This window comes from Kitasatospora sp. NPDC093102, assembly GCF_040683915.1.
In the GTDB taxonomy this organism is placed as follows: Bacteria; Actinomycetota; Actinomycetes; order Streptomycetales; family Streptomycetaceae; genus Kitasatospora.
In genome coordinates this window covers 42,274-59,079 of the sequence record NZ_JBFBFA010000047.1, presented here as the reverse complement: position 1 = coordinate 59,079, position 16,806 = coordinate 42,274, and the positions used below count along the sequence as shown (strand labels likewise).

19 protein-coding genes and 1 pseudogene are annotated in these 16,806 nt (G+C 70.3%); 5 read left to right on the top strand and 15 right to left on the bottom strand.

Annotated elements, in window-relative coordinates; translation table 11 throughout:
- Positions 1-89: 89 nt before the first annotated feature.
- The 3 genes from AB0O11_RS33950 to AB0O11_RS33940 all read right to left on the bottom strand — a co-directional run bounded on the left by AB0O11_RS33950 (position 90) and on the right by AB0O11_RS33940 (position 1,424).
- Complete coding sequence (locus tag AB0O11_RS33950) at positions 90-863, bottom strand: hypothetical protein (protein WP_363394731.1); 774 nt, start codon at positions 861-863, stop codon at positions 90-92.
- Positions 833-1,117 (bottom strand): hypothetical protein, encoded by a 285-nt coding sequence (locus AB0O11_RS33945; protein WP_363394729.1) that lies wholly within the window; start codon positions 1,115-1,117, stop codon positions 833-835. The genes AB0O11_RS33950 and AB0O11_RS33945 overlap by 31 nt, the downstream gene beginning before the upstream one ends.
- A gap of 61 nt (positions 1,118-1,178) precedes the next feature.
- Positions 1,179-1,424, bottom strand: coding sequence for a hypothetical protein (locus AB0O11_RS33940; protein ID WP_363394727.1), 246 nt, complete (start codon positions 1,422-1,424; stop codon positions 1,179-1,181).
- A 252-nt stretch (positions 1,425-1,676) separates the two neighbouring features.
- On the opposite strand from AB0O11_RS33940, the pseudogene AB0O11_RS33935 reads away from it, so the two are divergent.
- Positions 1,677-1,943: pseudogene (locus AB0O11_RS33935) on the top strand (ATP-binding protein); the annotation flags it as partial.
- A 143-nt stretch (positions 1,944-2,086) separates the two neighbouring features.
- Here AB0O11_RS33935 and AB0O11_RS33930 read toward each other — a convergent pair.
- From AB0O11_RS33930 to AB0O11_RS33895, 8 genes are read right to left on the bottom strand one after another with little or no spacing between them, the layout of a single operon-like run.
- On the bottom strand, positions 2,087-2,476 hold the full coding sequence (locus AB0O11_RS33930; protein ID WP_224280611.1) for a metal-sulfur cluster assembly factor: 390 nt from the start codon (positions 2,474-2,476) through the stop codon (positions 2,087-2,089).
- Positions 2,477-2,498: 22 nt separating this feature from the next.
- Positions 2,499-2,951 (bottom strand): Fe-S cluster assembly sulfur transfer protein SufU, encoded by a 453-nt coding sequence (gene sufU, locus AB0O11_RS33925; RefSeq protein WP_363394724.1) that lies wholly within the window; start codon positions 2,949-2,951, stop codon positions 2,499-2,501.
- Positions 2,952-2,971: 20 nt separating this feature from the next.
- Entirely contained in the window at positions 2,972-4,231 is a 1,260-nt protein-coding gene (locus AB0O11_RS33920) for a cysteine desulfurase (RefSeq protein WP_363394722.1), read from the bottom strand.
- Positions 4,228-4,992, bottom strand: coding sequence for a Fe-S cluster assembly ATPase SufC (gene sufC, locus AB0O11_RS33915; RefSeq protein ID WP_224280614.1), 765 nt, complete (start codon positions 4,990-4,992; stop codon positions 4,228-4,230). The genes AB0O11_RS33920 and sufC overlap by 4 nt, the downstream gene beginning before the upstream one ends.
- Positions 4,993-4,998: 6 nt before the next feature.
- Positions 4,999-5,316, bottom strand: a complete 318-nt coding sequence (locus AB0O11_RS33910; RefSeq protein WP_153463212.1) for a bifunctional 3-phenylpropionate/cinnamic acid dioxygenase ferredoxin subunit — start codon at positions 5,314-5,316, stop codon at positions 4,999-5,001.
- A gap of 5 nt (positions 5,317-5,321) precedes the next feature.
- Complete coding sequence (gene sufD / locus AB0O11_RS33905; protein ID WP_363394720.1) at positions 5,322-6,554, bottom strand: Fe-S cluster assembly protein SufD; 1,233 nt, start codon at positions 6,552-6,554, stop codon at positions 5,322-5,324.
- 55 nt (positions 6,555-6,609) lie between these two features.
- On the bottom strand, positions 6,610-8,025 hold the full coding sequence (gene sufB, locus AB0O11_RS33900; RefSeq protein ID WP_224280617.1) for a Fe-S cluster assembly protein SufB: 1,416 nt from the start codon (positions 8,023-8,025) through the stop codon (positions 6,610-6,612).
- Between the two features lie 9 nt (positions 8,026-8,034).
- A complete protein-coding gene (locus tag AB0O11_RS33895; protein ID WP_363394717.1) occupies positions 8,035-8,877 on the bottom strand; it encodes a MarR family transcriptional regulator in 843 nt (280 codons plus the stop codon).
- A 168-nt stretch (positions 8,878-9,045) separates the two neighbouring features.
- On the opposite strand from AB0O11_RS33895, the gene AB0O11_RS33890 reads away from it, so the two are divergent.
- Together AB0O11_RS33890 and AB0O11_RS33885 are read left to right on the top strand one after the other, a co-directional pair.
- Positions 9,046-9,987 carry an ABC transporter ATP-binding protein gene (locus AB0O11_RS33890; RefSeq protein ID WP_363394715.1) on the top strand — a complete coding sequence of 314 codons (942 nt, stop codon included), beginning with the start codon at positions 9,046-9,048 and terminating at the stop codon, positions 9,985-9,987.
- Between the two features lie 26 nt (positions 9,988-10,013).
- Positions 10,014-10,790 (top strand): ABC transporter permease, encoded by a 777-nt coding sequence (locus AB0O11_RS33885; RefSeq protein WP_363394713.1) that lies wholly within the window; start codon positions 10,014-10,016, stop codon positions 10,788-10,790.
- Positions 10,791-10,864: 74 nt separating this feature from the next.
- On the opposite strand, the gene AB0O11_RS33880 is transcribed toward AB0O11_RS33885, so the two are convergent.
- Complete coding sequence (locus AB0O11_RS33880; protein ID WP_363394711.1) at positions 10,865-11,536, bottom strand: LAETG motif-containing sortase-dependent surface protein; 672 nt, start codon at positions 11,534-11,536, stop codon at positions 10,865-10,867.
- A 353-nt stretch (positions 11,537-11,889) separates the two neighbouring features.
- The gene (locus tag AB0O11_RS33875; protein WP_363394709.1) at positions 11,890-13,200 is read right to left on the bottom strand and encodes a choice-of-anchor A family protein; all 1,311 of its coding nucleotides are present in this window, start codon (positions 13,198-13,200) and stop codon (positions 11,890-11,892) included.
- 314 nt (positions 13,201-13,514) lie between these two features.
- On the opposite strand from AB0O11_RS33875, the gene AB0O11_RS33870 reads away from it, so the two are divergent.
- Positions 13,515-14,435, top strand: coding sequence for a COX15/CtaA family protein (locus tag AB0O11_RS33870; protein ID WP_363394743.1), 921 nt, complete (start codon positions 13,515-13,517; stop codon positions 14,433-14,435).
- Between the two features lie 86 nt (positions 14,436-14,521).
- On the opposite strand, the gene AB0O11_RS33865 is transcribed toward AB0O11_RS33870, so the two are convergent.
- A complete protein-coding gene (locus AB0O11_RS33865) occupies positions 14,522-14,860 on the bottom strand; it encodes a hypothetical protein (RefSeq protein ID WP_224275290.1) in 339 nt (112 codons plus the stop codon).
- Positions 14,861-14,932: 72 nt separating this feature from the next.
- Between AB0O11_RS33865 and AB0O11_RS33860 the strand changes: the two genes are divergently transcribed.
- On the top strand, positions 14,933-15,574 hold the full coding sequence (locus AB0O11_RS33860; protein ID WP_363394706.1) for a DUF2461 domain-containing protein: 642 nt from the start codon (positions 14,933-14,935) through the stop codon (positions 15,572-15,574).
- A gap of 62 nt (positions 15,575-15,636) precedes the next feature.
- Here AB0O11_RS33860 and AB0O11_RS33855 read toward each other — a convergent pair whose 3' ends face one another.
- Positions 15,637-16,584: a heme o synthase gene (locus AB0O11_RS33855; protein WP_363394704.1), complete on the bottom strand. Its 948-nt coding sequence runs from the start codon at positions 16,582-16,584 to the stop codon at positions 15,637-15,639.
- Between the last annotated feature and the right edge of the window lie 222 nt (positions 16,585-16,806).

Genomic DNA, 16,806 nt, shown 5'->3' with positions numbered 1-16,806 from the left:
CGGCCGAAGCCGCTCCCACTGGCCGTCAGTCAGATCACCCCTACTCCCCATAGTCGTATCAACGACTCAACTGATCGGCAGGACACGGCCTAGTCACTGCCTCCGCCGAGGGCGATCCGCGTCGCGCCAGGCCCGAGAACCTGGGGCGCAGCTACCAGGGTGAAGTCATCGATCTGATCCGCAAGATCCCGCGCGAGCTGGGCGTTGCGGAAGGCCGGCAACGCCAACTCGATCCGGACCGCGTTGACCCCGCCCGTAAGACCCGCGCCGCGCCACTCTCGGGGGAGGGTGAGCACCGGGGCGAGTGCATCAGCAGCGCCGTCCAGATCATTGCGCATCAGTAGGGCGGAGGCCAGATCGGCCCGGGCCTGGGGAGCAATGACAAGAGGATTGGAGTTCGCGGAGCGGGCAGCGATCAGTTCCAGCGACCGCCGGGCGGAGACCTCGACGCCACGGCCGTCCCGCAGGAGCAACAAGCTGGCGCTGTTACTCATCTCGACCCGCTCCAGGTCGAAGTCGAACTCGCCGCCCACGCCGTCGTGCAGATCATCCTCGGCACGCCCGCGCTCGGCCACACTCTCCAGTATCGCCCGGTGAGCTTCGTCGGCCTGGCCTCGATGCGCGTACGCGCGGGCCGCAATCGCAGCCAGCCGCGCCCTGCCCGTGGCGCCGATACCGGAGAACGACCGAGCCTCCTCGATCTTGCGGACGGCTTGGGCGGGGTTGCCGCTCCAGTAGTACAGGACAGCCAGGTAGCCGTGGGCGTACGCCCACAGGGGCTGGTGCTCGGCAACCTGGCCGTACAGGGCTGCTGCCCGCGTCAGTTCGAACGCTAGGGCATGGCGCCGAGATCGAAGGCACAAGCGGCCAGAAGCGCCGAGGCCTCGCCGGCCACGCGGTACAGGCGTCCCCGCTGCGACAACGCCTGGGTACGATCCAGCTGAACCCTCGCGACGCCAAGCAGTTCCTTCGCTGACATAAAGATCAGATGCGGCGGTTTGGCACCGGTGTCCCGGGCCAGGCGCACCAGGTCGTCTTCGAGCTGGTCGAGGCTGAGATCCGGCAGGAGTCGAGCAGCCGCGTCGGCGGCGTGGGCGCGGGCATCTCGTGCAGTCATGGCCATTTCTCTTTCATTGAGCACAGGGTCCACCACTGCCAACAGCGATCGGACCTGCTCGTCACTCCGAGGAGCGAAGCTTCACCGACCTGCCGTAGATCTGCTTGAGGATCGCGGGCGCTGGGTGATGGGGTCGCGCAACCTGACCGGAGCGCCACCGCATGAAGCTCTTGTCCGTCAGGTCGACGTTCCTGAAGGCGAGATCGCCGGTCCCGTCGTGGAGCAGCGCGGCGGCCCGCCTGTACTCGGCCAGGAAACCGCGGAAGTCCATGCCGGACTCAGCGACCAAGGCATCGAACAAGTTCATCGCGGGTCCCTTCGCCGCAGCCCGGTGTGAACTACGTCTGTTCCCTGCCTACCACCGCCGGGCGGGCGGTCGTACGGGTCACACGGAAGCGTCTCCGAACTGTCCGCGATTGTCCTTACCGGTCACCCCGAAGGGGAGCAAGTGTCCAAGGTTTGGCAGTAGTTCTGTCCTCGCCACCAGGCCAAGGTTGATCCCCACAGGCAACCAAGAACGGGGCGTTCGAGCGCTCCTGCCGATCGGAGCGATTCACACATGGTGGCCGTCGAGCAAACGTGGCCTCTCCGTCGCTGGAAGGCCGCTTTCCCGGCAGACGTGACCGCGATTCCCATGGCTCGTCGCATCGTGCGATCCAAGCTCGTGGAGTGGGGCTGGGACGTGGACAACGAGCGGGTTCTCGATGTCCTGCTCGTCTTCGCCGAGTTGACGACGAACGCGATCCGGCACGCCAGCAAGCCGGGCGACGTCGTCAGGGTGCTGGTTGACGAGACCGACGGCTACTGCCGCATCGAGGTCTTGGACTCCCGCCCCGACCTGCCGCTGCTGGCGGTTGACGCCGGCGGCGGGCGAAGCGGGGGTAGGCAGGCGCCGCTCACGCGCGGAAGCGCCGCTGCCCGGGACTTCCGAAGAAGTCCCGGGCAGCGGCGCATTCGGTACGACGGATCTCAGACGTTGAAGCCGAGGGCGCGGAGCTGCTCGCGGCCGTCATCGGTGATCTTGTCGGGGCCCCACGGCGGCATCCAGACCCAGTTGATGCGCAGGTCCTTCACCAGGCCGTCGGTGGCGGTCTTCGCCTGGTCCTCGATGACGTCGGTCAGCGGGCAGGCCGCCGAGGTGAGCGTCATGTCGATGGTGGCCACGTCGGACTCGTCGATGTGGACGCCGTAGATCAGGCCCAGGTTGACGACGTCGATGCCCAGTTCGGGGTCGACGACGTCCATCAGGGCCTCGGTCAGGTCCTCGACCGAGACCGTTCCGGCGGTGGTGCCGGTGATGCCGCCGGTCTGCTCCTCCGCGGTGGAGGCCGTGGCGTCGGTGGTGCTCTCGTCACTCATGGTCTTGTCCTCCTCTGCGGATTCAGTCGTTCGTGGCGGGGTTCTGGGCGAGCGCCTGGACGGTGGCGTCCTTCCAGGCCATCCAGCTGAGCAGGGCGCACTTGACCCGGGCCGGGTACTTGGAGACGCCGGCGAACGCGACCGCGTCCTCCAGCACCTCCTCGTCGCCCTCGCCCTGGCCCTTGCTCTGCATCAGCTCCAGGAAGGCCTCCTGGACCGCCTGTGCCTCGCCCACGGACTTGCCGACCACCAGGTCGTTGAGCACCGAGGCGCTCGCCTGGCTGATCGAACAGCCCTGCGACTCGTACGAGACGTCGGCGACCGTGGCGCCGTCGAGCTTCACCCGCAGGGTGATCTCGTCGCCGCACGTCGGGTTGACGTGGTGCACTTCGGCGTCGCCGTCCCGCAGCCCCTTGCCGTGCGGGTTGCGGTAGTGGTCCAGGATGATGTCCTGGTACATCGAGTCGAGCTTCATCGTCGTCCTGCCCCGTCCCGTCAGCCGAAGAAGTTCCGGACGTGGTGCAGGCCGTCGATCAGCGCGTCGACCTCGCCCGGCGTCGAGTACAGATAGAACGACGCCCGCGTGGTCGCCGGAATTCCGTACCGCAGGCAGACCGGCCGCGCGCAGTGGTGGCCGACGCGCACGGCGATGCCCTGCTCGTCCAGCACCTGGCCCACGTCGTGCGGGTGGATGTCGCCGAGGGTGAAGGAGATCGCGGCGCCGCGGTCCACGGCCGTGCGCGGGCCGATGATCCGCAGGTCCGGGACCTCCAGCAGCCGCTCGACCGCGTACTCGGTGATCGCGTGCTCGTGCGCCGCGATCTTCTCCATGCCGATGCCCTGGAGGTAGTCGATGGCCGCGCCGAGCCCGACCGCCTGGGCGATCGGCGGGGTGCCGGCCTCGAACTTGTGCGGCGCCGGGGCGTAGGTGGACGAGCCCATGGTGACGGTCTCGATCATCTCGCCGCCGCCGAGGAACGGCGGGAGGTCCTCCAGCAGCTCGTGACGGCCCCAGAGCACGCCGATGCCGGTCGGGGCCAGCATCTTGTGGCCGGTGAAGGCGACGAAGTCGGCCTCCAGCGCCTGCACGTCCAGCACCATGTGCGGTGCGGCCTGCGAGGCGTCGATGACGACCAGCGCACCGACCGACTGGGCCTTGCGGACGATGGCCTCGACCGGGTTGATCGTGCCCAGCAGGTTGGAGACCAGGGTGAAGGAGACCACCTTGGTCTTCTCGGTGATCAGCTCGTCGATGTTCGACAGGTCGAGCCGGCCCTCGTCGGTCAGCCCGAACCACTTGAGCTTCGCACCGGTGCGCTGCGACAGCAGCTGCCACGGGACGATGTTGGAGTGGTGCTCCATCTCCGTGATCACGATCTCGGAGTCGGCGTCCACCCGGTACGGCTCGTCGGCCCAACCGAGCATGTTGGCCACGAGGTTGAGCGACTCCGAGGCGTTCTTCGTGAAGATCACCTCGTTGCGGCTCGGCGCGTTGACGAACGCCGCGACCTTGTCCCGGGCGCCCTCGTACAGCGCCGTGGCCTCCTCGGCGAGCACGTGCACGCCGCGGTGGACGTTGGCGTTGTGCCGCTCGTAGTAGGCGTTCAGGGCCTCCAGCACCTGGCGCGGCTTCTGCGAGGTCGCCGCGTTGTCCAGGTAGACCAGAGGCCTGTCGTCGTGCAGCAACCGCTGGAGGACCGGGAAGTCCTTGCGGATCGCGTCGGTGTCGAGCAGTCCCGCAAACGGATGCGTCACTCGGACGCGCCCCCCTTCACATACGCCTCGTAGCCCTCGTCCTCCAGCTTGTCGGCCAGCTCGGCACCGCCGGACTCGACGATGCGGCCGCCGGCGAAGACGTGGACGTAGTCGGGCTTGATGTACCGCAGGATGCGGGTGTAGTGGGTCACCAGCAGGGTGCCGACCTCGCCGGTCGAGCGGACCCGGTTGATGCCCTCGGAGACGATCCGCAGCGCGTCGACGTCCAGGCCCGAGTCGGTCTCGTCGAGGATCGCGATCTTCGGCTTGAGCAGCTCCAGCTGGAGGATCTCGTGGCGCTTCTTCTCACCGCCGGAGAAGCCCTCGTTGACGTTGCGCTCGGCGAAGGCCGGGTCCATCTGGAGGGCGGCCATCGCCTCCTTGACCTCCTTCACCCACAGCCGCAGCTTCGGGGCCTCGCCGCGGACGGCGGTGGCGGCGGTGCGCAGGAAGTTGCTGACCGACACGCCCGGGACCTCGACCGGGTACTGCATGGCCAGGAAGACGCCGGCCTTGGCGCGCTCGTCGACGGACATCTCCAGGACGTCCTCGCCGTCCAGCAGCACCGAGCCGCCGGTGACGGTGTACTTGGGGTGGCCGGCCAGCGAGTAGGCCAGGGTGGACTTGCCGGAGCCGTTCGGACCCATGATGGCGTGGGTCTCGCCCTGCTTCACGGTCAGGTCGACGCCCTTCAGGATCTCGCGCGGACCGTTCTCGGCCTCCACGGAGACGTGCAGGTCGCGGATTTCAAGGGTTGCCATGTGTACTCAGGACTCCTGGTTGACGGAGACGAGCACATCGTCCCCTTCGATCTTTACGGGGTAGACAGCGACCGGCTTGGTGGCGGGCAGGCCGGAGGGCTTGCCGGTGCGCAGGTCGAAGCTGGAGCCGTGCAGCCAGCACTCGATCATGCAGTCCTCGACCTCGCCCTCGGAGAGCGAGACGTTCGCGTGCGAGCAGATGTCGTTGATCGCGAACACCCCCTCGTCGGTGCGGACGACGGAGACCGGCACGCCATTGAGGTCCACGCGCTTGGGAACGTCCTCCTGGAGGTCGCTCAGCGCGCAGGCACGGAGGAAGGTCATCGGGCTCAGACCGCCGATTCCAGCTCGGCGTCGATCTTCTCCATGAGCTGGTCCTGGACCTCGGCCACGCCGATCTGCTGGAGCAGCTCGGCGAAGAAGCCGCGCACCACCAGGCGGCGGGCCTCGTCGGCCGGGATGCCGCGGGCCTGCAGGTAGAACAGCTGCTCGTCGTCGAAGCGGCCGGTCGCCGAGGCGTGGCCGGCGCCGACGATCTCGCCGGTCTCGATCTCCAGGTTCGGGATCGAGTCGACCCGGGCGCCGTCGGTGAGCACCAGGTTCCGGTTGAGCTCGTAGGTGTCCGTGCCGAGCGCGGCGGCGCGGATCAGCACGTCGCCGACCCAGACCGCGTGGGCGTCCTGGCCCTGGAGCGCGCCCTTGTACGCCACGTTCGACCGGCAGTGCGGCGTGTCGTGGTCGATCACCAGGCGGTGCTCGAGGTGCTGGCCGGCGTCGGCGAAGTAGAGGCCGAACAGCTCGGCCTCGCCGCCGGGGCCGGCGTAGTTGACCCGCGGGTGCAGGCGGACCAGGTCGCCGCCGAAGGTGACGACCACGGACTTGAACGAGGCGTCCCGGCCGACCAGCGCGTTGTGCTGGGCGACGTGGACGGCGTCGCGCTCCCAGTCCTGCACGGACACGAAGGTGAGCTTGGCGCCCTCGCCGACCAGCAGCTCGACGTTGGCGGCCCGGGTGCCGCTGCCCGCGTGGTTCAGCACCACGACGGCCTCGGCGAACGGCTTGACGTCGATCACCACGTGGGCGAAGCGGACCCCGCCCTCGCCGCGCACGTCGATCTTGACCGGCTCGGTCAGCACCGCCTCCTTGGGGACGGTGACCACCAAGGCCTGCTCGAAGGCGCTGAACGCCTGCGCGGCGACCCGGTCGACCGGCGTGCCGGCCTTGCCCAGACGGGCGTCGTCCCGGCCGACGGTCTCGGCCGTGACGCCGTCCGGCAGGAAGAACTCGACCTTGTCCTCGCCCCGCTCCGAGGCGGCGGCGGTGCCGTCGTGCAGCCCCCCGAGGCGGTGCAGCGGGGTGAACCGCCAGTCCTCCTCGCGGCCGCTGGGCACCGGGAAGTCGTTCACGTCGAAGGACGGCTTGACCGCGACGCGCGCGTCGATCGGCTGCTGGACCGCGGTGCGGCCGGTGCCGGGGCCGGCGAGCTGCGCGCCCGCGCCGGCGGTGCCGACCTCGATCGAACCGGCGGTGGTGGAGCCGGTGGTGTTCTGGACGTCAGCCATGGCTGTCGTAGTGCTCTCTTCCTCGAAAAGTCGGTGGGCGGTCTGCGGCCGGACGTCAGCCGACCGCGCCCTCCATCTGGAGCTCGATCAGCCGGTTGAGCTCCAGCGCGTACTCCATCGGCAGCTCACGCGCGATCGGCTCGACGAAGCCTCGGACGATCATCGCCATCGCCTCGGTCTCGGTCAGGCCGCGGCTCATCAGGTAGAACAGCTGGTCCTCGCTGACCTTGGAGACGGTCGCCTCGTGGCCCATGGACACGTCGTCCTCGCGGACGTCCACGTACGGGTAGGTGTCCGAGCGGGAGATCGTGTCGACCAGCAGCGCGTCGCACAGCACGTTGGACTTGGCGCCGTGCGAGCCCTCGCCGATCTCGATCAGGCCGCGGTAGGAGGTCCGGCCGCCGCCGCGCGCCACCGACTTGGAGACGATGTGCGAGGAGGTGTTCGGCGCCATGTGCACCATCTTGGCGCCGGCGTCCTGGTGCTGGCCCTCGCCCGCGAAGGCGATCGACAGGGTCTCGCCCTTGGCGTGCTCGCCCATCAGGTAGACGGCCGGGTACTTCATGGTGACCTTGGAGCCGATGTTGCCGTCGACCCACTCCATGGTCGCGCCCTCGTACGCCACGGCGCGCTTGGTGACCAGGTTGTAGACGTTGTTCGACCAGTTCTGGATGGTCGTGTAGCGGCAGCGGCCGCCCTTCTTGACGATGATCTCCACGACCGCCGAGTGCAGCGAGTCGGAGGAGTAGATCGGGGCGGTGCAGCCCTCGACGTAGTGGACGTAGGCGTCCTCGTCGACGATGATCAGCGTCCGCTCGAACTGGCCCATGTTCTCGGTGTTGATCCGGAAGTAGGCCTGCAGCGGGATGTCCACGTGCACGCCCTTCGGCACGTAGATGAACGAGCCGCCGGACCACACCGCGGTGTTCAGCGCGGCGAACTTGTTGTCGCCGGCCGGGATCACGGTGCCGAAGTACTCCTTGAACAGCTCCGGGTGCTCGCGCAGCGCGGTGTCGGTGTCCAGGAAGATGACGCCCTGCTCCTCCAGGTCCTCGCGGATCTGGTGGTAGACGACCTCGGACTCGTACTGGGCGGCGACGCCGGCGACCAGGCGCTGCTTCTCCGCCTCGGGGATCCCGAGCTTGTCGTACGTCGCCTTGATGTCCGCCGGCAGGTCCTCCCAGGACTCGGCCTGCTTCTCGGTGGAGCGGACGAAGTACTTGATGTTGTCGAAGTCGATGCCGGTGAGGTCGGAGCCCCAGGTCGGCATGGGCTTCTTGCCGAACAGCTTCAGGCCCTTGAGACGCAGGTTGAGCATCCACTCGGACTCGTTCTTCTTCGCGGAGATGTCGCGGACGACCTCCTCGCTGAGCCCGCGCTTGGCCGCGGCACCGGCGGTGTCCGGGTCGGCCCAGCCGTACTCGTAATTGCCCAGGCCCTCGAGCTCCGGGTGCGAAACGGTGTCAGTCATGCGAGCTTCCTAACGCGCGGACGCAGAATCTTCGGTGGACGTACCGGCAGTCGGCGCTGCATCGGAGCCGCGGCCCGAAGGCAGCCGGGCGGACGACGATGCGGCACCGGATGCCGGCACATAGGTGGTGCAGACCCCGTCGCCGTGGGCGATCGTGGCCAGCCGTTGCACATGGGTTCCCAGGAGCCGGGAGAAGACCTCGGTCTCCGCCTCGCAGAGCTGCGGGAACTGCTCGGCGATGTGCGCGACCGGGCAGTGGTGCTGGCAGAGCTGGGCGCCCGCGGGGGCCTTGGCCGCGGCCGACGGGACACGCCGCACCGTGGCAGCGTACCCGTCCGCGCTCAGCGCCTGGGCCAGCGCCTCGGTGCGCTCCCCGGCGGCGGCCAGACGCAGGGCCTCCAGGTACTTCTCGGCCTGCTTGCCGAACCGGGCGCGGGCGAAGGCGGCGACCGCCTCCTCGCCCGCCTTGCCGCCGCCGACCGAGTCCGCGATCCAGCGCAGGGCGTCGGCCGCGAGCTGGTCGTACGCCTGGTAGAAGGCGTCCCGGCCGGCGTCGGTGAGGGCGAAGACCTTGGCCGGGCGACCCCGGCCGCGGCTGCCGTAGACCCGCTGTTCGCGGGACTCGACCAGGCCGGTGGCGGCCAGCCCGTCGAGGTGGCGGCGGACGGCGGCGGCGGTGAGGCCGAGCCGGCTCGCCAGGTCGGCGGCGGAGGAGGGGCCGTGGTCCAGGATCGACCGCGCGACCCGGTCCCGGGTGGCCCGGTGGCCCTCCAGCAGTACCTCGGCCGCCGTCACGGGCACGTCACAGGAGGAGGTCGACTCGACCTCCTGCTGCTGAGCGTGCTCGCGCATGTTTTTCACAACACCAGTGTTGCGTAATTACTTCCGCCGGGACAAGCCGTGATGCAGGCCTCACCGGTGTCATCTATCACGCAGGCAAGCCTTACCTGGCCTGCGTGAGCGACCGCCGGTACCCCCGCCCGAAGGGCCGCACGTCCGGCGACTCTTACACTCGCCGGTATGCACTCCGAACCCGCGGTCCAGATCGCCGGGCTGGTCAAACGCTACGGCACTGGGTTGAATCACAGCGTGCTCGCGGTGGACGGCCTCGACCTCACCATCCCGGCTGGCGCGATCACCGCCGTCCTCGGCCCCAACGGCGCCGGCAAGACCACCACCATCGAGACCTGCGAGGGCTACCGCCGCCCCGACGCCGGCACCGTCCGTGTCCTCGGCCTCGACCCGGTCACCCAGAGCGCCGCGCTGCGGCCGAGGATCGGCGTCATGCTGCAGTCCGGCGGCGTGTACGCGGGCGCGCGCGCCGTCGAGATGCTGCGGCACACCGCCAGACTGCACGCCCATCCGCTGGACGTCGACGCCCTGGTCGAGCGCCTCGGCCTCGGCTCCTGCGGCCGCACCACCTACCGGCGGCTGTCCGGTGGCCAGCAGCAGCGGCTCGCCCTGGCGATGGCGGTGGTCGGCCGTCCGGAACTGGTCTTCCTGGACGAGCCCACCGCGGGCCTCGACCCACAGGCCCGCCGGGCCACCTGGGAGCTGGTGCGCGACCTGCGCCGGGACGGCGTCACCGTGGTCGTCACCACCCACCACATGGACGAGGCCGAGCAGCTCGCCGACCGGGTCGCCGTCGTCGACCGCGGCAGGGTGATCGCCGAGGGCACCACCGAGGAGCTGTGCCGCGGCGGCGCCGAGAGCGCGCTGCGCTTCGACGGCCCGCCCGGCCTCGACCTCGGCCCGCTGCTCAAGGAGCTGCCCGAGGGTGCCAGCGCCGCCGAGACCGCCCCCGGCAGCTACCTCGTCGAGGCTCCCGTCGACCCGAAGCTGGTGGCCACCGTCACCGGCTGGTGCGCGGCCTCCGGCATCCTGCCCGAACGGCTGTCCGTCCAGCGCCGCAGCCTGGAGGACGTCTTCCTCGACCTGACCGGACGGGAGCTGCGCTCGTGAGCGGACGAAGTGAGGGAACCCCGAGCGTGAGCGCCGTGTCCACCGACTACTCCCCCAGGCCCGGCGCGGCGCCCGTCGGCCGGATACTGCTCGCCCAGACCGCGTTCGAGACCCGGATGCTGCTGCGCAACGGTGAGCAGCTGCTGCTCACCGTGGTCATCCCGACGGTGCTGCTGGTGCTGTTCTCCGCCGTGGACATCGTCGCGGTCGAGGGCCCCGGCAAGCGGGTCGACTTCCTGGCCCCCGGCCTGCTCGCACTGGCCGTGATGTCCACCGCCTTCACCGGCCAGGCCATCGCCACCGGCTTCGAGCGCCGCTACGGCGTGCTGAAGCGGCTCGGCGCCAGCCCGCTGCCGCGCTGGGCCCTGCTGACCGCCAAGACCGGCTGCGTCCTGGTGACCGAGGCACTGCAGGTCGCGCTGCTGTCGGTGATCGCGCTGGCCCTCGGCTGGTCCCCGCACGGCGACCCGCTGACCGTCGCCGCGCTGCTGGTCCTCGGCACCGCCGCCTTCTCCGGGCTCGGCCTGCTGATGGCCGGCACCCTGAAGGCCGAGGCCACCCTGGCCGGCGCCAACCTGGTGTTCATCCTGCTGCTGCTCGCCGGTGGGGTGATCGTGCCGCTGAGCAGGTTCCCCTCCGCCGTGCAGTCGGTGCTGGAGCTGCTGCCGATCTCCGCGCTCTCGGACGGCCTGCGGTCGGTGCTCCAGGCCGGCGCCGGGGTGCCGTGGGCGGACCTCGGCATCCTGGCCGGCTGGTCGGTGCTCGGCCTGGCCGCGGCCGCCCGCTTCTTCCGCTGGGAGTAGCCCGCGGGAGCGACGCGCAACGCCCCCCGGCCGTCTGCGGCCGGGGGGCGTTGGATTCGTCGGATGACGCGGCGTCAGCTCTCGCTGCCGCCACGGCGCTTGCGGGCGAGCAGGACGAGCGCGCCGCCGACCAGCAGCACGCCGCCGCCGGCCGCCGCGATCATCGGGGTCGCGTCGCTGCTACCGGTCTGGGCGAGAGCCGGCGCGCTGGTGGTGGGCGCCGGGGCGGGGGTCTTGCTCGGGGTGGGGGTGGCCGACGGGGTCGGGGTGGCCGGGGGCGTGACCGGCGGGGGCGTGGTCACGGTCTGCGTCGGGGTCGGGGTCGGCGTCGGCGTCTTGGTAGGGGTGGGAGTCGGGGTCGGAGTCGGCGTGTGGCACGGCTCGATGGTCTTGGTCTCGTTGATGTTCCAGCCCTTCTCGTTCGGGTTCTCCGTGGTGGTGACCACCAGGTTCGCCTTGATCGGGGCGTCGTGATCCTTCACCGGGAAGGTGCCGTGGTACTCCTTCGGGAAGATCTTGCCGTCCAGGACCTTCTCCCCGTCGATGGTGAGGGTGACGGTGTTCCTCACGGTCTCGTTGCCGCTGTAATTGATCAGGTCGACCACGACCTTGTCGCAGGTCACCGTCCAACTCGGCACGTGGGCCGAGGCGTTGGTGGCCAGCGCCAAAGGCAGGAGAAAACCGGCCGCAGCCGTGCCGGCGAGTGCCGTCGCACCGATCGCGAAGTGCCGCTGCTGTCGTGCCATTACTCTGTTCCCCTCCGAACGGTCCTGTGCAGCAGGCGTGTTGAGTGGTTCGCGGTGGCCCGCTACGACTGTCCGGGGGACTCTACCGGCACTCCCGCACCCCGCCACACCCCGCCGTACGACCGGATATCGACTGTCCGTCCGTCTTCCGATGTGCATGACCAGACCATCACAGCCGCCACCTCGCAGAACGCGGATTCGGCAAACCTGGATGGACTTCGTCACCTTCAAGACAGAACGGAGCCCTCAGTGATCGGATTCAATCACCGAGGGCTCCGATTCAGTCAGACGACGAACCTCCGGGCCATTCCGGCCTTCCGGCCGTTCGGCCCCCGCGGCCCGGCCCGGCCGGTTCAGGCCTTCCTGGCCGCCTTGCGCCGGGCGGCCATCACGATCGCGCCGCCGGCCGCGAGCACGACCGCACCGCCGATCGCCAGCGGCAGCACCGGGCCGGAGCCGGTGTGCGCCAGGTCGCCGCCCGCGTCCGGCTGGGCGGACGGGCTGCCCGAGGCCGTCGGAGCGATCGTCGGACCACCCGCCGACGGACTGGCCGAGCCGCTCGCGCTGGGCCGGCCGCTCGTCGGGGCGGACGGGCTGCCCGAGGGGCTCGTCGAACCGCCCGGGGAGGTCGAGGCGCTCGGCGTGGCCGACGGCGATCCGCTCGGCACGGTCGGCGGCACCGTCGGCGTGCCGGACGGCGTCGGGACGGTGCCCGGCAGGCAGCCGGTGAAGGGGTAGTGGTGCGTCTCCGCACCACCCTTGCCGGTCAGCGAGGCGGCGATCACCGAGCCGTTGACCGGGCCGCCGCTGCCGAGGTCGAACGCGGCGTTCGGCGCGAGCACGGTGCCGGCCCAGGCGGCCTGGCTGTTCTTGACCACCTTGATGGCGGTCGGGAAGTTCCAGAGCAGCTTGGCCCGGATCGCGCCGCCCGCGGCGCTCTGGAGCTTGTCGTCCAGGACGAAGGTCTTCCCGCCCTCGTCCCACAGGTGGAAGCCGGTGGTCCCGGCCGCCGCCATGTCGTACGAGCCGCCGGTCACGTTGACCACCGTCACGGAGCCGGCCGGCACCTTGAGGTAGACGTCCTTGGCTCCCTGCAGCTTCGCCGCGTCGACGGTGAAGCTGTTGTGCTTCGCGTCCCCGCCGGTGAGGGTCAGCTTGACACCATCGGCCTGGACAGTAGCGCCGGCGGTCTGCGGCACGGCGGCCAGCGAGGTGGCGGCGGCGCGCAGCTCGGCGAACTCGGCCTTGAAGTCGATCGGCGAGGGGCCCTGGCCGACGGCGCCCTGGTGGGCCTGGACCACCGCGCCGTCGGCCTTGGAGCCGAAGACGCCGTTGCCCTTCATCACCTGGGTGTTGTGGCCGGTGATCCTGCCGGCCACGACCAGGGCGTTCTTGCCGGGCAGAGCGTCGACCTGGGCCGCGGTGAGCTCCTGGCCGACCGAGAAGCCGCCGGTGAAGTCGGCGTTGCCGCCGACCGCGACCGCGCCCTCGGCGTCGGGGGTGTGGGTGTCGTCGCCCTCGATGAACTCGCCGTAGAGGTTGGCGACCCCGAGGCTGCGGCACTCCTGGGCGGGGTCGGCGGCGTGGGCGGCCGGGGCGACCAGGCCGGCCAGTGCGAGAGAGCCACCGACGGCGAGCGCGGTGGCGGAAGTGGATATGCGCATGTGCAGGATCTCCGCTTACGTGCGGGATGGGGTGGGAGAGGTCCGAAAAGGTATGGACCAATCCGCACTCTTTCCGTCAAGCGGGTGATTGGTCAAGACCAATTCACCCCTTGCCCGGACCACCCCGTTTTGTCCGCGTGTCGCCCCTGCGCGTGTCGCGGGCCGCCGGCACCGCGGCATCCCGTCGCGCCGCCCGCGCCGTCCCGCCGCAGCACCCGCGCCCCGCCCCAAGATCGCCTGTAAGGCCGCCTACGATTGACCCCGTGCCTAACCCCTTCTCCCTGCTCGCCGAGCGCTGGCAGCCATCCGCCGAGATGGTCCGGCGCGCCACGTTCGCCGCGCTGGTGATGAGCGTGGTGATCGTCGTCACCGGCGGCGCCGTCCGGCTCACCGCCTCCGGCCTCGGCTGTACGACCTGGCCCCGTTGCACCGACGAGAGTCTGACGCCCACCGCCGAGATGGGCTTCCACGGCGTCGTCGAGTTCACCAACCGGATGCTCACCTATGTGCTGAGCGCCGCCGTCGGCTGGGCGATCCTGGCCGCCCGCTGCCACCGCCCCTGGCGGCGCAGCATGACCAGGCTCGGCTGGGCGCAGTTCTGGCTGGTGATGAGCAACGCCGTGCTCGGCGGCATCACCGTGCTGACCGGCCTCAATCCGTACACCGTGGCGCTGCACATGATCGCCGCGATGGCCCTGGTCTGGGTCGCGCTGCTGATGTGGGAGCGGTCCAAGGAGGGCGACGGCCCGGCCAGGCTCTCGGTGGCCCGGCCGATCCACCAGCTCTCGTACGTCCTGGTCACCGTGATCGGCCTGCTCGTCGCGGCCGGCACCCTGGTGACCGGCGCCGGCCACCACCCCGGCACGCCCAAGGACAACAAGATCGTCCCGCGCATCCCGATCGACTACGACCGCCTCGCCCAGTTCCACGCCGACTTCGCGTTCGTCTCGGTCGGCCTGGCCATCGCGGTGATCTTCGTCTTCGCCGCCGTGAAGGCGCCGCAGCCCGCCCGCGCCCGGGCCAAGGAACTGCTCGCGGTGCTGCTGCTGCAGGGCGTGCTCGGCTTCGTCCAGTACTTCACCGACGCCCCCGAGCTCATGGTCGGCCTGCACATGCTGCTCGCCGCCCTCACCTGGATCGCCGCGCTGCGCGTCCCGCTCGCCCTGCGCACCCGCGCGGACGTGGCGGCGGCCGAGCAGCTGCCCGCCCAGGCCCCGCAGACCGCCGCGGTCTGACCCCGGCGACACCGACGGCCCGGCTCCCCTCCGTACGGGGGAGCCGGGCCGTCGCCGTGTCCGGAGCCGGGAGTCCGGAGCCGGACTCAGCCGCCGAGCTGAAGGCCGGCCATCCGCTTCCACTCGTACTCGCCGGTCTTCACCTTGAGGCCCAGCTCGCCCTCGAAGTCGTCGTGCAGGGTCAGCCCGGCCAACTCCGCGGCCCGGCGGCCGACGGCGTAGCTCGGGGCCACCTGGTCGCCCCAGGCGCCGTCCGCGCCCACCACGACGATCCGGGTGGCCACGGCGCCGACGTACTCGACGACCGCGTCGGCGCTGCCCCCGTGCTGCCGGGCGAAGCTGGTCAGGTTCTTGGCGATGCGCTTGGCGCGGCGCTCGGTACGGGCGTCCGGCGCGGCGGCGGTGGCGGTCTCTGCGCTGCTCATGCCCGCATGCTACCCACCGGTAGTCGCCCTGGCGACGGGAGCACCCTGTGCACCGGACCACATACTGGAGAGGTGACCTTCACAGGCTGGCCGGCCGAGGCGCTCGACTTCTACGAGCACCTGGAAGCCGACAACTCGAAGACCTTCTGGCAGGCCCACAAGGACCGGTACGACGCCGCCGTACGCGCCCCGATGGAGCTGCTGCTCTCCGACCTGGAGCCGGAGTTCGGGCCGGGGAAGGTCTTCCGACCCAACCGCGACGTCCGCTTCAGTGCCGACAAGTCCCCGTACAAGACGCACATCGGCGCCCACCTGGAGTCCGGCGGCTACATCCAGCTCTCCGCCGACGGCCTGGCCTGCGGCAACGGGATGTACCGGCTCGCCCCCGACCAGCTGGAGCGCTACCGCGCCGCCGTCGCCGAGGACGTCAGCGGCGCCGAGCTGGTACGGACGATCGCCGCGGTGGAAGCGGACGGTCCCCGGGTCCACGGCCGGGACTCCCTCAAGTCCGCGCCGCGCGGCTACCCCAAGGACCACCCGAGGATCGAGCTGCTGCGCCACAAGGGCCTGGTGGCCTGGCAGGAGTGGGAGCCCGCCAAGTGGCTGGGCACCCGGACGGCCGGGACCAGGATCACCGACTTCCTGCGCGCCTCCCAGCCGCTCAGGGACTGGCTGGACGGCCACGTCGGCCCGTCCGAACTCCCCTCCCGCTAGCCCCCGAGAACGCGAGGAGCCCCGGTCCACCAGGACCGGGGCTCCTCGTCGCCGAACAAGCCCTACTTCACGAACGGGTCGATCGCGCAGACCACCATCAGCAGCGACAGGTAGGTGATCGACCAGTGGAACAGCCGCATCTCCTTGAGCTTCGCGCCCACGACCCCGGCCTTGGCCCGCCCGTACAGCGCGTGCGCCTCGCGCAGCCAGGCCGCGCCCAGCAGCACCGCGGCGACCGGGTACAGCCAGCTCATGTGCCCCAGCGGCCAGAGCGCCAGCGAGACCGCCACCATCACCCAGGAGTAGACGACGACCTGCTTGCCGACCGCCACGTTGCCCTTGATCACCGGCAGCATCGGCACACCGGCCCGCTCGTAGTCGTCGCGGACCTTCATCGACAGCACCCAGGTGTGCGGCGGCGTCCAGAAGAACACCACCAGGAACAGCACCACCGCGGCCCAGGACATCGAGTTGGTCACCGAGGACCAGCCGACCAGCACCGGCATGCAGCCGGCGATGCCGCCCCAGACGATGTTCTGCGAGGTGCGCCGCTTGAGCCCCAGCGTGTAGACGAACACGTAGAACAGCAGCGCGCCCAGCGCCAGCCAGGCGGACAGCCAGTTGACCCCGAAGCCCAGCAGCAGGGTCGAGACGACCGCCAGCACGATGCCGAAGACCAGCGCCTCGCGCGGCGACACCATCCCGGTGACGATCGGCCGCCGCTCGGTGCGCGACATCACCGCGTCGATGTCCCGGTCGATGTACATGTTGAGGGCGTTGGCGCCGCCCGCCGAGAGGTAGCCGCCGACGACGACCTTCAGCACCAGCAGCATGTCCGGCACGCCCTGCTGGGCCAGGAACATCACCGGCACGGTACTCATCAGCAACAGCTCGATGATCCGCGGCTTGGTCAGTGCGACGAACGCGCCGACACGGGCCCCGAACGGCCGGTGTGCAGGAGTCGCCCCGGTGACCCCGGCGGGACGGGTTTCGACGGCGGTCACTAACACCCCAACTGAAGATGAATCTTCGCAGGCGTCCACAGGAACGAAGGGTCCCGAATAGTCCGCTCTGCGCGTACCACGACACCATAGACGCTCCATATATCGCATCCGGCCCCGGGGTCCCCCGGCGAGGCGGAACGCACACCCCCGGGTGAAGCGCCCGGCGAGGCCCTCGGACGCCTCCGGCGGGGTCCGTTCGCCCGTCCTGACCACCGGAGCTGCGCGCGA